Consider the following 13,440-nt stretch of genomic DNA (forward strand, 5'->3'; position numbering starts at 1 on the left):
GTGGGTGTCATGCGGTCGCCGGGCGGGGCGTGTCCAGTGGGGCCACCGCCGCCGCCGGCTCCTCCTGCGCCGGCCGGGGCTCGGGCACCGTGGAGGTCTCGCTCCCGGTGGGCCCGGGCGTCCCGCGGGTCGTCAGCGCGAAGAGCAGCAGGATGATGCCGGCGAACAGGTAGCCCAGCGCGATCTGCCCGCCGACGTTCCAGCCCACCTCCTCGGCGTGGATGAGCCCGATGAAGCCCAGCGCCGCGCCGATGAAGCAGTAGATCGCGGCCGGCACGAACTTCTTGTCGATGATGAACACCACGATCGACCCGAGCACCATGCCGGCCAGGATCGCGCCGCCGCCGAGCAGCAGGGTGCCCTCGTAGACGAGCCCGGCGTTCGCGAAGCCCTCCTCGCCCACCTCGGCGGGAGTGGAACCGGCCGCGCCGACCGCATTGGTCATCAACCCGCCCGCCCACGAGGCGATGTTCGGGATGATCGCGAACACCACCGCGATCGCGTGCCGCTTCGGCACCTCCTGGAACGCCTGCGCGCCGATCAGCAGCCCGATGTAGAGCAGGATCGGCACGATCGCCGGCAGCGGCAGCAGCGCTCCGAGCAGCGAGAACATCCCGAGGAAGCACATCAGCGCGATGAACACGCCCGACGCGAGCGAGTAGCTGGTCCGCCCGCCCGCGGCCTTCCAGCCGGGGTGGCCGATGTAGACGGCGGGCGGGAACGGGCAGCCCATGGCGGCACCGACGATCGCGCCCGCGCCGTCGGCGCCGAGGATCGCGCGCAGGTTGTACTCGTCGCCCGCCGCCGCGGCGCTCTCGACGTTGGCCATGCCCTCGGTGAAGTTGTAGATGCCCAGCGGGATGGCCGTGGCGAGCAGCGGGGCCACGTTGGACAGGCCCTCGACCAGCCGCGGGATGTCGAACGTCGGCAGCGACAGCGCCACGTCACCGGCCGCGGCGATCACGTTCGGCACCGACATGTAGCCGCCGATCCAGCCGATCGCGCTTCCCACGAGCAGGGCCGCGAGGCCGACGGGGATGTTGCCCGGCAGCTTCAGGTCGGTGAAGAAGCCGATCAGGATGATCACCATGACCGGGAAGGCGATCCACAGCGCCTCCCACATCTGGGCGGCCGGGCGCATCGAGATGAACGCGATCGAGATGCCGGCCAGCGTGCCGAGCATCGCGGCCTGCGGGGTGTACCTGCGGATGTAGGGGCCGACGAACGCGCCGATCAGCACGATGATGCCGATGATGAACGACCACGCGAGCCCGGAGGTCCAGGCGACGATCGGGTCCCCGGTCGCGAGGTAGATCGGCAGCATGATCACGAAGACGACGATGAACATGTGCGGCACCGACGGGCCGTAGGGCATCGCGCAGACGTCGGTGCGGTTCTCGCGCCGGGCCAGGCGTCGAGCGAGGTAGGTGTAGTAGACGTTGCCGATCAGCAGCTGCACGCCGAGCGCGGGGAGGATCACCCCGAACACGTCCGCGCCGGGGATGTTGACGACGCCCAGGCAGAGGCCGGACAGCACCAGCACGTTGACCAGGGTGTTGAAGCCCAGGCCGAAGAACGCGTTGGTGTCGCCTGCGACCCACCAGGACAGCGTGATCGGCTCCTTCTCGACGGTCGTCATGACGGGATCTCCTGGAGGGTGAGGGCGTGCAGGAACGACTCGGACGGGGCGACCCAGCCGAAGATCCCGCCCTGGGCGGAGATCATCTCCAGGCCGACCCGCTGGAACTCGGGGAAGTACGAGCCGACGCAGTCCGACAGCACGAGGCACTCGTAGCCGCGGTCGTTGGCCTCCCGGACGGTGGTGTGCACGCACACCTCGGTGGTCACGCCGGTGACGACCAGGCTGGTCACGCCCAGCTCGGCGAGCTCCGCGCCGAGCGAGGTGCCGTGGAACGAGCCCTTGCCCGGCTTGTCGATCACGAGCTCGCCGGGCAGCGGCGTGAGCTCGTCGATGATGTCGTGGCCGTACTCGCCGCGGACCAGGATGCGGCCCTTCGGTCCCGGCGCGCCGATGCGCAGGGTGGGGTCGCCGCGGTTGAGCTTGGCGGGCGGGCAGTCGGACAGGTCCGGGACGTGGCCCTCGCGCGTGTGGACCACGGTGAGGCCCACCTCCCGCGCGGTCGCCAGCACCTTCTGCAGCGGCGGCACGACGGCCTGCAGCCAGGACACGTCGTTGCCGAGCGTCTCGCCGAAGCCGCCGGGTTCCACGAAGTCGCGCTGCATGTCGATGATCACCAGCGCGGTGCTGGCCGGGTCGAACTCGAAGGGGTAGGGGTCGGCGGGCACGGCTCTCATCGGGTGGTCCCCTCGATCACGGCGGTCGACGTCGCGACTGCGCCGAAGACGCCGCCCTGCATGGTCACCATGTGCAGCGCGGCGTCGTGGTTGGACGGGTCGGTGGCGCCGGTGCAGTCGCTCAGGATCAGGCACTCGTAGCCGCGGTCGTTCGCCTCACGCATCGTCGTGTGCACGCAGACGTCGGTGGTGATGCCGGTCAGGATGATGTGCGTGACCTGCCTGGTCCGGAGCACGAGATCGAGGTTGGTGGCGTAGAACGCGCCCTTGCCCGGCTTGTCCAGCAGCACCTCGCCGGGGACCGGGGCGACCTCCGGGACGATCTCCCAGCCGGGTTCGCCGCGGACCAGGATCCGCCCGGCCGGTCCCTCCGAGCCGATCTCCGCCCCGATCCGGGCGGAGCGCCAGCGCTTGTTGGCCGGCAGGTCCGACAGGTCGGGGGAGTGGCCCTCGCGGGTGTGGATCACCAGCATCCCGGTGGCGCGGGCGTGCTCCAGCATCCGGGCGGTGGCCGGAAGGCCCGCTCTGGTGAGACCGATGTCGTAGCCCATGCGGTCGACGTAGCCCCCCGGTCCGCAGAAGTCGACCTGCCAGTCGATGCAGATCAGGGCCGTGTGCGCCGCGTCGACTGCGCCGTCGTAGGGCCACGGGTAGGGGTTCGCGGCGACGGGCCCGATCCGGGCTCTCGTGGCGACTGTCGCGGTCATGCGGCCTCCCTGGTGATCAACTGGTGTGCGGCGGAGAGCAGGCGGTCCTCGGAGAAGGCCGGGCCGAGCAGCGTGACGCCGAACGGGCGGCCGTCGGCGCACGTCCCGGCCGGCACCGCGACGGCGGCCAGGTCGAGCAGGTTCGCGAACTGGGTGTAGCGGCCCAGCACGAGGTTGCGGGCCACCGGCTGCTCGGCGATCTGCGCGCGCGTGAACGTGGTCGGGACGGTCGGGAGCAGCAGCACGTCGGCGCGGTCCCAGAGCCGGTCGCACCACGCGCGCAGCTCCTGCAGGCGGTGCCGGGCGCGGAAGGCGTCGACGGCGGAGAAGTCGGCGCCCCTCTCGATGACCGCGCGGGTCACCGGCAGCACGTCGTCGGGATGGGAGGCGAGGAAGGCCTCCAGCCCCGCCAGTCGCTCGGCCACCCACGGGCCGGTGTAGAGCAGGTCGCCGGCCTCCAGCAGTGGCCCGATGGACACGTCGACGGTCCCGGTCCGCGCCCGCACGTCGGCGGCGACGCGTGCGAACGCCGCGGCGTAGGTCCCGTCGTCCTCGAAGTCGAGCTCGCCGGCCAGCGCCACCCGTGAGTGCTCAGCGGCGTGCGAGCACTGCTGCGCAGTCGCGGGCCGGGACCAGGGATCGGCGGGGTCGGGAACGGCGAGGACGGCCAGGACGTCGGCGGCGTCGTCGAGGGACGTCGCGAAGACGCTGACGCAGTCCAGGGACCGGCAGGCCGGGACCACACCTGCCGTGCTCACCAGGCCCCGCGTGGGCTTGAGCCCGACGATCCCGTTCATCGCCGCCGGCACCCGGCCCGAGCCCGCGGTGTCGGTGCCCAGCGCGAACGCCACCTGCCCGGACGCGACCGCGACGGCGCTCCCGGAACTGGAGCCGCCCGAGATCAGGTCGCGACCGAACGCGCTCTCGCCCGCCCCGTACGGCGAGCGCGAGCCGGTGAGACCGGTGGCGAACTGGTCGAGGTTGGTCGTGCCGACGACGATCGCGCCCGCCTCGCGCAGCAGCCGGACACTCGTGGCGTCGATCGCCGGGCTGTAGGCGAACGCGGGGCAGGCCGCGGTGGTCGGGAGGCCAGCGACGTCGATGTTGTTCTTGACGGCGAACGGCACGCCGTAGAGGGGCAGCCCGTCGGATCCGCACGCGGCCAGCTCGTCGGCCCGGGCGTGCAGGTCGGCGGCCGGGAACACGGAGATCCAGACGGCGTCGTCGGTGCGCGCGGTGCGGGCCAGCACCTCGTCGACGACCTGGTGCGGGGTCAGAGCGCCCGCACGGTAGGCGGCGTGCAGCGACCGCACCCCGAACGGGGACGTCCTCAACTCGCTGCGCATTCTGTCGATTGTCGACCGTTTGGTGTCGCTCGAACGTCCGGCCCGTTACGGCCTTGTGACGCCCGCCCCGGCGGTCGGGATCAGGGGTCGAGGTAGGTGCGCGCCCCGTGGTGGCCGAGCTCGTTCAACACGTCGTCGAGGCCCCCGCGCTCCACGGCCTCGAAGAGGCGCCGATGGCGCTGCGCCCCCTCGCGCGGGGACGCCTCCTGAGCCTCACGACGCAGGTTGGTGGCCATGTAGAGCTGCAGCCGGGTGAGTACCGGCTCGTAGGCGCGCATGAGCTGGTGGTGCCCGGCCAGCCCGACCAGTGCCAGGTGGAACGCGCGGTGCGCCGCCGCCTGCTGCACGGCGTCGCCGTCGACGGCGGCCCGCTCCATCTGCTCGGTCGCGGAGCGCAGCTCGCCTGCGTCCGGGCGCGTGCCACCACTCAGGGCGCACTGTGCGGCGAAACGTTCGAGGGCGTCGCGCAGGCTGAACAGCTCGTCGATGTCGCGGGCCGAGAGCTCCGCGACCCGCACCCCGCGCCGGGGGAGGTGCTCGACGAGGCCCTGCTGGCCGAGCAGTCGCAGCGCCTCGCGCAGTGGCGCCCGGCTGGTGCCGAACCGGCGCGTCAGCTGCTCCTCGACCAGCCGCTCGCCGGGCACCAGCGCTCCGCTCAGGATCTCGCTGCGCAGCCTCCGCACGGCGAGCTCCACGAGGCTGCTCGCCTCCAGCCCGCCCTCGACGGCCGGCTCCGCGGTCACCGCAACTCCTCGCTGTCGCTCGTCACGGCCGTGTCCGCCGGTGCTGTGTCGGATGGTGACCTCGCAAGCTCGGTCACGACGGATCTCCTCGGCTTCGCGGACGTGTCGGACAACAGTGTCAGACACCGGGCGGGGGCGCGGTGCGGGCCGCATCAGGTCGGTGTACGGAAGCGGGCGCCGACGGCCCGGTAGGTGGCGGCCGCCCGGCCGTCGAGGGTGAGCAGGTCGGCGTCGGCCTCCGCGGCGGTGGCCGCCACCACCCCGTCGTAGATCGCCCCGCCGCGCACGCCGGCCACGGCGAGGGTGCGGAGCAGCTCGCGGTGACCGTCCGCGGACAGGGTGAGTGCACGCGCGGGGAACGCCTCGAGGAGCAGTTCCGTCGCGTCCGACGGCGGCAGCGACAGCCCGTGCGGCAGCCGGGTGAGCACGGAGAACGATTCGCCCAGGACATGGGCGGGCAGCGTGTCGACCCCGAGCATCGCCGGCCGGGCGACCGCATGGTGGTCGTGCCAGTCGAGCAGGGCGGGTATCACCACGCTGGTGTCTGCGGTGATCACGGCGCGCGGAATCCCCGACGGCGGGTCATCGACGCTGGCGGTCGACGAGGGTGCGGACGTCGTCCGCCGTCAGCCGTGGGGCGTCGGCCGCGGCCCTGGCCACAGGCCTGCCATCGGAACGGTCGATCCACACGTCCCGCCCGGCGGGCCGCAGCTCGACGTGATCGCCGAGCTCGTCGAGCTCCAGTTCCGAGCCCGCCGTCAGCCCGAGCCGGTCCCGGACCTGCTTGGGGATCACCACGCGGCCCGCGGCGTCGATCGTGAGCTTCATGGGTTCATGATGCCATCTGACTGGCACTGCCGGCCCAGGAGTAGGGTCGGAGATCGGTAGCAATGGCACGGGAGGGGGCGCGGGTGGTCGAGGCCGACACCCCGCCCGCGGCCGTACGCGCCGACCGGCTGCCGCGCGAGATCTGGGTGCTCGTCGGCGCCTCGTTCATGATCGCCATCGGTTTCGGGGTCGTGGCGCCGACCCTGCCGGTCTTCGTCCGCACCTTCGACGTCGGCATCACGGCGGCGTCGGCGGTCGTCAGCGTCTTCGCGCTCGCCCGGCTGCTGTTCGCCCCCGGCAGCGGCTGGCTCGTCAGCAAGCTCGGCGAGCTGCGCGTCTACCTCGCCGGCCTCGCCATCGTGGCGCTGACCACGGCGGGGATGGCCTTCGCCGGGGAGTACTGGCACCTCATCGCGCTGCGCGGGCTCGGCGGCGTCGGCTCCACGATGTTCACGATCTCGGCGCTGTCACTGCTGATCCGCCTGGCCCCGCCGCAGATGCGCGGGCGGGCGTCCGGGGCGTGGGCCACCGGGTTCCTGATGGGCAACATCGTCGGGCCGCTGGCGGGCGGCGGGCTCGTGGCGATCAGCCTGCGGGCACCGTTCCTGGTCTACGCCGTCGTGCTGGTCGTCGTCGTGGGCCTGAGCGCACTCATGCTGCGCGGACGCATCGAGCCGGGGGACACCCCCGGGGTCGAGCTGCCCGCCGCGGTCCGGTTCCGGGACGCGCTGGGCCACCCCACCTACCGGGCCGCACTCGTCGCGAGCTTCGGCAACGGCTGGGCGGTGTTCGGGGCGCGGGTCGCGCTGGTGCCGCTGCTGGTGGTGGAGTCGCTCGGGTTGCCCGAGTCGTGGTCGGGCATCGCGCTCGCCGTGTTCGCCGGTGGCAACGCCGTCACGCTGCTGGTGGCCGGGCGCTTCGCCGACCGCTACGGCCGCCGCCCGCCGATGCTGCTCGGCCTCGCGGTGGCCGCCGTCGGCACCGGGGTACTCGGCTACGTCGAGGACCCGATGCTGTTCCTCGTGGTCAGCCTCGTCGCGGGCCTGGGCAGCGGCATGATCAATCCTCCGCTCAACGCGGCCGTCGCCGACATCATCGGGGCGCGGGGGCGCGGGGGAACCGTGCTCGCCGGGTTCCAGATGGCCTCCGACCTCGGGGCGATCATCGGGCCGGTCGCCGCCGGCGCGCTGGCCGAGGCCGTCGGCTACGGACCGGCGTTCGCGGCCACCGGCGCGGTGCTGGCGGTGGGCTGGCTGTTCTGGCTGCGGGCCCCGGAGACGCTGCCGGGAAAGGTCCCCACCGCTGCCGTGTCCGCGTGACGGGGCCCGCCTACCCGGCCACGTTGACGCCGATCAGGCTGCCGACCCCGAACGTCGCGCCGGCGGCCAACGCCCCGAACAGCACCTGACGAATCCCTGCCGACCACCAGCGTCGGGTGGTGAACCGTGAGGTCAGGGCTCCGACGAGGAACAGGCCCACCGCCCCGACCAGCAGGCCGAGCGGCAGCGAGGACGAGCCGAGCAGGAACGGGATCAGCGGGATGACGCCGCCCAGGGCGAAGCACAGGAACGAGGAGCCCGCGGCCGTCCAGGGTGAGGGCTGGTCGTCGGGGTCGACGCCCAGCTCCTGGGTGATGTGTACGCGTACGGCGAGCTCGGGTTTGTCGTGCAGGTCGCGGGCCACCGCCTCCGCGGTCACCCGGCTCAGGCCCATCGCCTCGTAGGAGTCGGCCAGCTCGGCCTGCTCGACATCGGGATGGCGGCGGATCTCCTCGCGCTCGACCTCCACCTCGTGGGTGACCGCGTCGTTCTGCGTGTCGACCGAGGCGAACTCGCCCAGCGCCATCGAGAAGGCACCCGCGACGAGGCCCGCCATGCCGGTCAGGATGATCAGTGACCGGTCCCCGCCGCCGCCGCCGACGCCCGCCACCAGTGCGATGTTGGTGACGAGGCCGTCCATCGCACCGAACACGGCGGCGCGGAGCCAGCCGCCCGAGATGTCCGCGTGATGGTGGGTGCCGTCGTGCGCGGCGTACTCGGCGGGGCCCGGAGCCTGCGTCATGGTCCCACGGTAGTACGGCGCGACCGTCCATGTTGGACCTTGGACAGCCTGCGCTCGGCTCGCGGCAGCCTGCCCTCACGCCCAGACTGGGGCGATGAGTGCCCCGCTGTGGCTGTTCGCCGACCAGCTCGGCCCGCACGTCCACGACGCGCACCACGATCGCGAGGTCGTGCTGGTCGAGGCCGGCCGGGTGCTGCGGCGCCGTCCCTTCCACCGCCAGAAGCTGCACCTCGTACTCTCCGGCATGCGCCACCTCGCCGACGAGCTGGGCGATCGCGCCACCTACCTGCGCACCGATACCTACCGGGAGGCGCTGGAGCGGATCGGGCGCCCGGTCGTCGTCCACGAGCCCACGTCGCACGCGGCGGCGGCGTTCGTCGAGCGGCTGCACGCCGAAGGTCTGGTCGAGGAGATCCTGCCGACGCCGACGTTCGCCCTGTCCCGCACCGCGTTCGACGAGTGGGCCGGGGACCGCGCCACGTTCCGGATGGAGGACTTCTACCGCGCACAGCGCCGCCGCTTCGAGGTCCTCATGGACGGCGACGAGCCCGCGGGCGGACGCTGGAACTTCGACGCCGACAACCGCGAGCCGCCGCCGCGCGGGGCCCGACGCCTCGACGTCCCCGGCCCGTGGCAACCGACCGAGGACGGGATCGACGAGCAGGTGCGCGCCGATCTCGACGCGCTGGACCTGCCGGCGGTGGGGGCCGACGGGCCGCGGCTGTTCGCCGTCACCGCCGCCGAGGCGCACGACGCCCTAGCGCACTTCGTCGAGCACCGCCTTCCGCACTTCGGCCCCACCGAGGACGCGATGCTCGGCGGGGACTGGGCGATGGCGCACTCCTTGCTGTCGGTACCGCTCAACCTCGGGGTGCTGCATCCGCTCGACGCGGTCCGCGCGGCCGAGGACGCCTACCGGTCGGGGGACGCGCCGATCGCGAGCGTCGAGGGGTTCGTGCGGCAGGTGCTGGGGTGGCGCGAGTACATCTGGCAGCTGTACTGGCGGTTCGGGCCCGCCTACCGCGAGCGCAACGAGCTGCGCGCCCACGCCCCGCTGCCGGACTGGTGGACATCGCTCGACGCGGACGCCGTCACCGCCCGCTGCCTGTCCGACGCGCTGGCCGGCGTGCGCGACCGCGGCTGGACCCACCACATCCAGCGCCTGATGGTGCTCGGCAACCACGCACTGCAGCGCGGCTACGACCCGGCCGCCCTGTCGGACTGGTTCCGCGAGGCCTACGTCGACGGGTTCGAGTGGGTGATGCCGCCCAACGTCATCGGGATGAGCCAGCACGCCGACGGCGGGATGCTCGCGACCAAGCCGTACAGCTCGGGTGGGGCCTACATCCGGCGCATGTCCGACCACTGCGGATCCTGCGAGTTCGACCCGCGCAAGCGCCTCGGCGACGACGCGTGCCCGTTCACGGCCGGCTACTGGAGCTGGGTGCACCGCCACCGGGACCTGCTCGCCGGCAACCACCGCACGGCGCGCGCGGTGGCGTCGATGAACCGGCTGTCCGACCTGGACGCCGTGCTGGAGCAGGAGTCCGCCCGAGAGACCTTCTGAGCGTCCCGCGTACCGACCGACCTCCCGCGCACGTTCGGCCGTGCGCGGGAGGACGAGAGGTGCGCGGGTCGGACGAGTGTGCGGGTCACCGGAGGGTGCGTCGCCTCGTGATCGGGTCCGCGCCGTGCGGCGCTAGGCTGACCGGGTGGTTCGGGACCGGGTGCTCGACGTCGTCGGCACGCTGGCGCGGCTCGGTCTGGCCGCGGTGTGGCTGCTCTCCGGGGTGCCCAAGGCGCTCGACCCGGACCAGACCTACGTCGCCGTCCGCGCCTACGACGTGCTGCCCCCGCTCGGGGTGGAGCTGGTGGCAGCCGTACTGCCCTGGATGGAGATCGTCCTGGCCCTGCTGCTCCTGCTGGGCCTGGGCACGCGCGTGGCCGCGGTCGCGTCCGCTGCGCTGCTCGTGGTGTTCATGGCCGGGGTCACGCAGGCGTGGGCGCGCGGGCTCTCGATCGACTGCGGCTGCTTCGGCGGCGGCGGGCAGGTCGAGCCGGGACGGACCGCGTACGTCGAGGAGCTCGTGCGTGACACGGGCTTCCTGCTGCTTGCGGCATGGTTGATGGTGCGGCCGCGGACGTCGTTCGCGCTGGGATGAACTCGCGGATTCGGTGAGGAGACAGGTCATGGGTGGCGCGTCGCGCAACGAGAAGAGGCGCAAGCAGGAGGCGGCCAACGCGCGGCTGCGGGCCGCGGGTATCACCCCGCCGCAGAAGGCGAGCGACGGCAGGCGCACCACGTTCATCGCGGTGGCCGCGCTCGCCGTCGTCGCGCTCGTCGTCGGCATCACGGTGCTGGTCACCCGCGACTCCGGCGAGCCGGTCGTGCCCACCTACAGCGCCACCGCGTCCGGTGCCGTCGTCACCGCGGGCAACGGGCCGATCGTGATCGACATCTACCAGGACTACCTGTGCCCTGTCTGCGAGCGCTTCGAGGAGCGCTACGGCGAGCAGCTGACGACCGCGCTGAACAACGGGCAGGTCACCGTGCGCTACCACGCCGTGTCGATCCTGGACTCCCGCACCGACCCGGAGGGCTACTCCACACGCGCCGCCAACGCCGCGGTCTGCGCGGCGCCCGCCGGCATCTTCCCCGGCTACCACCAGGCGCTGTTCGACAACCAACCCGCCGAGGGCAGCGGGGGCCTGACCGACGAGCAACTGGTGGCGTTCGGTGCGGAGCTGGGGGCCGCCGGCGACTTCGCCGGCTGCGTCACCGGCGCGGCCAACGCCGCCGCGGTGGCGGCGGAGACCGAGACCGCTGCGGCCACCCCGGCCGTCCAGAACGCGGAGGGCCAGTTCGGCACCCCGACGGTGCTGCTCGACGGCGCGCAGGCCGACATCGCCGACACCGGCTGGCTGCAGAAGGCTATCGACGCGGCCTGAGCACCGGGCCGGTCCGCGGCGATCGAGAGACGCAGATGCCCGCGGGATGACGATCCGACCCTGCCCGGGAACGCCGGATCCCGGGCAGGGACCCCGTTGCCGACGGTGGGCGCCGGTCGTGTAACTTCGTCCGGGCAAGGGGCTGTGGCGCAGCTGGTAGCGCACTTGACTGGCAGTCAAGGGGTCAGGGGTTCGAATCCCCTCAGCTCCACCCTTCCTCACCAGCGGTGACACCCGGTAACCCGATCGCTGGTACCTGGACGACGGGCCCCATCTGCGCGCCCGGTGCCGCCGAGGTGGTGGTCATCCCACCAGCTCGTCGCCGAGGAACCGGTCCTCGCTCGGGACGCCCGGCAGTGCGAAGAAGAACCCACCTCCCTCCGCGACGACGTACTCCTCCAGCCGTTCCCCGTTCAGCCGCCCCTGCACGGCGAGGAAGCCCTGGCGCAGGCTCCGCTGGTAGCTGACGAACGCGAGGCCCTGGTCGAGCTGGCCTGCGCCGTCGAAGCCGCGGGTGTAGGAGAAGCCGCGACGGAGCATCAGGTTCCCGGCCGTCTCCGGGGTGCGGGGGTTGGCCCGCCGGATGTGCGAGTCCAGCGGGATTCGCGTGCCGTCGGGATCGGTGTCGTAGCGCGGGTCGTCGAACTCGTCGCGCATGCCCAGCGGTGCGCCGCTGATCTTGTGCCGGCCGATCAGGGCCTCCTGCTCGACGAGCTGGGTGCGGTCCCAGAACTCGACGAACATCCGGATGATCCGGACGGCCTGGTACGACCCGCCGACCGCCCACTCGGGCTCGTCGGCTCCGGCCGGGAGCCAGACGTGACGGTCGAGGACGGCCGGGTCCCGTGCGTCGAGGTTGGCCGTGCCGTCGCGGAAACCGAGCAGGTTGCGCGGTGTGGTCCCGGCGGCGGCGTCCGCGGCACCCCGGCCGTAGCCCTCGACCAGCCACTGCAGCACCAGCTCGCCGCGGGTGCGGCGCATCAGCTGGCGCAGCGCGAACTGCAGGGTGTCGGCGTGCCCGCTCTCCAGGGCGAGCAGCAGGTCGCCGTGCGAGCGCTGCGGGTCGAGGCGGTCGTTGGCCAGGAACGGCATGGTGATCAGCTCGGTGGGTCGGCGGGTGGCCAGTCCGAACCGGTCGTCGAACAGCGAGGCGCCCACGCTGACGACCACCGAGAGGTCGTCCGGCGGAGGGTCGGCGCCCAGTAGGCCCGAATCGACCGGCGGGTAGGCGGCATCGCGCGTCCGCGGTGGGGTCCCGGCCATCAGGCCGCGGATCTCGTCGGTCAGCCCCGCGAGCAACCCGCCGAGCGCGGCCCGGTCGCGGACCTGCACCGAGAAGGATGCGAGCAGGCCCCTGGTGGGCAGCGGCAGAGCGCTGATGCCGGTCTGCGTGGCGCCGTGGAACGGGACGAACCGGGCAGTGGGGGCGGCCGCGGGGCCGGTGCAACCGGTGACCGTCACCGCGCCGAGGGCGACTCCCGAGGTCACCGCGCCGATCACGAGCCGGCGGCGAGAGACCTCGGTCATCGACGGTCCGGTGTCACGACAGGCCCAGTGCGCCGGCGGTCAGGGCGACCTCCTCGGACAGCGCGGCGAGCTGTGCGGCGAGGGTGTCGACGGTCTCCGGCGGCACGGTGGTGCCGGGGCAGCGCGGCGACGGGTAGTCGTCGTCGGCGAGGCAGTAGAGCTGCCACCCGTCGCCGTCGCGGAACGGGGCGAGGCTCGTCTGCAGGTCGGCGAACCCCTCCTCGATCCGGGTCAGGAGCGCGGCGTCGGCCTCGCGCAGGGCGGGTGCGAGGCGTTCGATGGCGGCCTGGGAACCCTCGAGGTTGGCGTTGAAGTCCCACAGGTCGGTCTTGGAGTAGCGGTCCTCCTCGCCGGTGATCTTGCCGGCCGAGACCTCCTCGATCAGTTCGGCCGCCCCGACCGGCACGGCGACCGGCGGCACCTCCAACGTCACGAACTCGGCCTGCAGCGTCTCCAGGTCGGCGTCGAGCCGATCGGCGAACGGGGCTGCTCCCTCGGTCGTGTTCTGCGCGAACAGCAGGTACTCCAGCCGGTGCCAGCCGGTGAACTCGGGGTCGTCGACGCTCTCGAAGTCGTCGACCCGTGCGTCCACGGCGCCGTCGATCTCCTCGACGAGCCCGGCGAGCGGCTCGATGCGCTCCCACGGAACGCGCGACGGCGCGTACGCCGCCTGAGCCGCGGCCAGGTCGCCCGCCCGGACCGCGTCCGTCAGCACCGTGGTGAGCCGGACCGCGTCGTCGACCTGCTGGGACGCGTAGGCCGTGTACTCCTCGACGGCGGTGCGGACCAGCGGATGGTCGGGGCCCAGCGGAGTGCTCGACTCGCCGGCGACCTCGGCGGATCCGTCGGCTGCCGGAGGGTCCGCGTCGCCGGCGCAGCCGCCGGTCAGCAGGGCCAGACCCAGCACAACGGTGATCGACAACTGTCGACGGTGCACATCAACCTCGCAAGCCTGACCATACT

At 72.7% G+C, this 13,440-nt stretch carries 14 protein-coding genes and 1 tRNA gene; 5 read left to right on the forward strand and 10 right to left on the reverse strand.

The features are described from left to right. Positions 1–7 precede the first annotated feature (7 nt). From Q1K26_RS04240 to Q1K26_RS04270, 7 genes are all read right to left on the reverse strand, one after another. Positions 8–1,639: a regulator gene (locus Q1K26_RS04240; protein ID WP_300007827.1), complete on the reverse strand. Its 1,632-nt coding sequence runs from the start codon at positions 1,637–1,639 to the stop codon at positions 8–10. Then, the gene (locus tag Q1K26_RS04245; RefSeq protein WP_300007828.1) at positions 1,636–2,316 is read right to left on the reverse strand and encodes a cysteine hydrolase; all 681 of its coding nucleotides are present in this window, start codon (positions 2,314–2,316) and stop codon (positions 1,636–1,638) included. The genes Q1K26_RS04240 and Q1K26_RS04245 overlap by 4 nt, the downstream gene beginning before the upstream one ends. Then, positions 2,313–3,023: an isochorismatase family cysteine hydrolase gene (locus tag Q1K26_RS04250; protein ID WP_300007829.1), complete on the reverse strand. Its 711-nt coding sequence runs from the start codon at positions 3,021–3,023 to the stop codon at positions 2,313–2,315. The genes Q1K26_RS04245 and Q1K26_RS04250 overlap by 4 nt, the downstream gene beginning before the upstream one ends. Next, on the reverse strand, positions 3,020–4,369 hold the full coding sequence (gene atzF, locus Q1K26_RS04255) for an allophanate hydrolase (protein ID WP_300007830.1): 1,350 nt from the start codon (positions 4,367–4,369) through the stop codon (positions 3,020–3,022). The genes Q1K26_RS04250 and atzF overlap by 4 nt, the downstream gene beginning before the upstream one ends. 80 nt (positions 4,370–4,449) lie before the next feature. Then, positions 4,450–5,112: a GntR family transcriptional regulator gene (locus Q1K26_RS04260; RefSeq protein ID WP_300007831.1), complete on the reverse strand. Its 663-nt coding sequence runs from the start codon at positions 5,110–5,112 to the stop codon at positions 4,450–4,452. 152 nt (positions 5,113–5,264) lie between these two features. After that, a complete protein-coding gene (locus Q1K26_RS04265) occupies positions 5,265–5,669 on the reverse strand; it encodes a PIN domain-containing protein (protein WP_300007832.1) in 405 nt (134 codons plus the stop codon). A 25-nt stretch (positions 5,670–5,694) separates the two neighbouring features. Beyond that, positions 5,695–5,940 carry an AbrB/MazE/SpoVT family DNA-binding domain-containing protein gene (locus tag Q1K26_RS04270; RefSeq protein ID WP_300007833.1) on the reverse strand — a complete coding sequence of 82 codons (246 nt, stop codon included), beginning with the start codon at positions 5,938–5,940 and terminating at the stop codon, positions 5,695–5,697. Positions 5,941–6,002: 62 nt separating this feature from the next. Here Q1K26_RS04270 and Q1K26_RS04275 point away from each other — a divergent pair, with 62 nt between their 5' ends. Next, positions 6,003–7,259, forward strand: a complete 1,257-nt coding sequence (locus Q1K26_RS04275) for an MFS transporter (protein WP_300007834.1) — start codon at positions 6,003–6,005, stop codon at positions 7,257–7,259. A gap of 10 nt (positions 7,260–7,269) precedes the next feature. On the opposite strand, the gene Q1K26_RS04280 is transcribed toward Q1K26_RS04275, so the two are convergent. Beyond that, positions 7,270–8,001, reverse strand: coding sequence for a VIT1/CCC1 transporter family protein (locus Q1K26_RS04280; RefSeq protein ID WP_300007835.1), 732 nt, complete (start codon positions 7,999–8,001; stop codon positions 7,270–7,272). 94 nt (positions 8,002–8,095) lie between these two features. On the opposite strand from Q1K26_RS04280, the gene Q1K26_RS04285 reads away from it, so the two are divergent. From Q1K26_RS04285 to Q1K26_RS04300, 4 genes are all read left to right on the forward strand, one after another. Further along, a complete protein-coding gene (locus tag Q1K26_RS04285) occupies positions 8,096–9,568 on the forward strand; it encodes a cryptochrome/photolyase family protein (protein WP_300007836.1) in 1,473 nt (490 codons plus the stop codon). A gap of 145 nt (positions 9,569–9,713) precedes the next feature. After that, positions 9,714–10,163 carry a MauE/DoxX family redox-associated membrane protein gene (locus Q1K26_RS04290; RefSeq protein ID WP_300007837.1) on the forward strand — a complete coding sequence of 150 codons (450 nt, stop codon included), beginning with the start codon at positions 9,714–9,716 and terminating at the stop codon, positions 10,161–10,163. A 28-nt stretch (positions 10,164–10,191) separates the two neighbouring features. Further along, positions 10,192–10,950: a thioredoxin domain-containing protein gene (locus Q1K26_RS04295; protein WP_300007838.1), complete on the forward strand. Its 759-nt coding sequence runs from the start codon at positions 10,192–10,194 to the stop codon at positions 10,948–10,950. 138 nt (positions 10,951–11,088) lie between these two features. Continuing rightward, positions 11,089–11,161 (forward strand) — tRNA-Ala (locus Q1K26_RS04300). A 92-nt stretch (positions 11,162–11,253) separates the two neighbouring features. Here Q1K26_RS04300 and Q1K26_RS04305 read toward each other — a convergent pair. Continuing rightward, entirely contained in the window at positions 11,254–12,477 is a 1,224-nt protein-coding gene (locus Q1K26_RS04305) for a Dyp-type peroxidase (RefSeq protein ID WP_300007839.1), read from the reverse strand. Positions 12,478–12,490: 13 nt separating this feature from the next. Next, entirely contained in the window at positions 12,491–13,399 is a 909-nt protein-coding gene (locus Q1K26_RS04310) for an EfeM/EfeO family lipoprotein (protein ID WP_300007841.1), read from the reverse strand. Between the last annotated feature and the right edge of the window lie 41 nt (positions 13,400–13,440).

It is taken from the genome of Pseudonocardia sp. (assembly GCF_029263155.1).
Taxonomy (GTDB): Bacteria; Actinomycetota; Actinomycetes; order Mycobacteriales; family Pseudonocardiaceae; genus Pseudonocardia.

Excerpts from the sequence above, each read along its gene's own strand:
- Q1K26_RS04240 (WP_300007827.1), bottom strand. The coding sequence starts at position 1,639 with ATGACGACCGTCGAGAAGGAGCCGATCACGCTGTCCTGGTGGGTCGCA.
- Q1K26_RS04245 (WP_300007828.1), bottom strand. The coding sequence starts at position 2,316 with ATGAGAGCCGTGCCCGCCGACCCCTACCCCTTCGAGTTCGACCCGGCC.
- Q1K26_RS04250 (WP_300007829.1), bottom strand. The coding sequence starts at position 3,023 with ATGACCGCGACAGTCGCCACGAGAGCCCGGATCGGGCCCGTCGCCGCG.
- atzF (WP_300007830.1), bottom strand. The coding sequence starts at position 4,369 with ATGCGCAGCGAGTTGAGGACGTCCCCGTTCGGGGTGCGGTCGCTGCAC.
- Q1K26_RS04270 (WP_300007833.1), bottom strand. The coding sequence starts at position 5,940 with ATGAAGCTCACGATCGACGCCGCGGGCCGCGTGGTGATCCCCAAGCAG.
- Q1K26_RS04275 (WP_300007834.1), top strand. The coding sequence starts at position 6,003 with ATGGCACGGGAGGGGGCGCGGGTGGTCGAGGCCGACACCCCGCCCGCG.
- Q1K26_RS04280 (WP_300007835.1), bottom strand. The coding sequence starts at position 8,001 with ATGACGCAGGCTCCGGGCCCCGCCGAGTACGCCGCGCACGACGGCACC.
- Q1K26_RS04285 (WP_300007836.1), top strand. The coding sequence starts at position 8,096 with ATGAGTGCCCCGCTGTGGCTGTTCGCCGACCAGCTCGGCCCGCACGTC.
- Q1K26_RS04295 (WP_300007838.1), top strand. The coding sequence starts at position 10,192 with ATGGGTGGCGCGTCGCGCAACGAGAAGAGGCGCAAGCAGGAGGCGGCC.
- Q1K26_RS04305 (WP_300007839.1), bottom strand. The coding sequence starts at position 12,477 with ATGACCGAGGTCTCTCGCCGCCGGCTCGTGATCGGCGCGGTGACCTCG.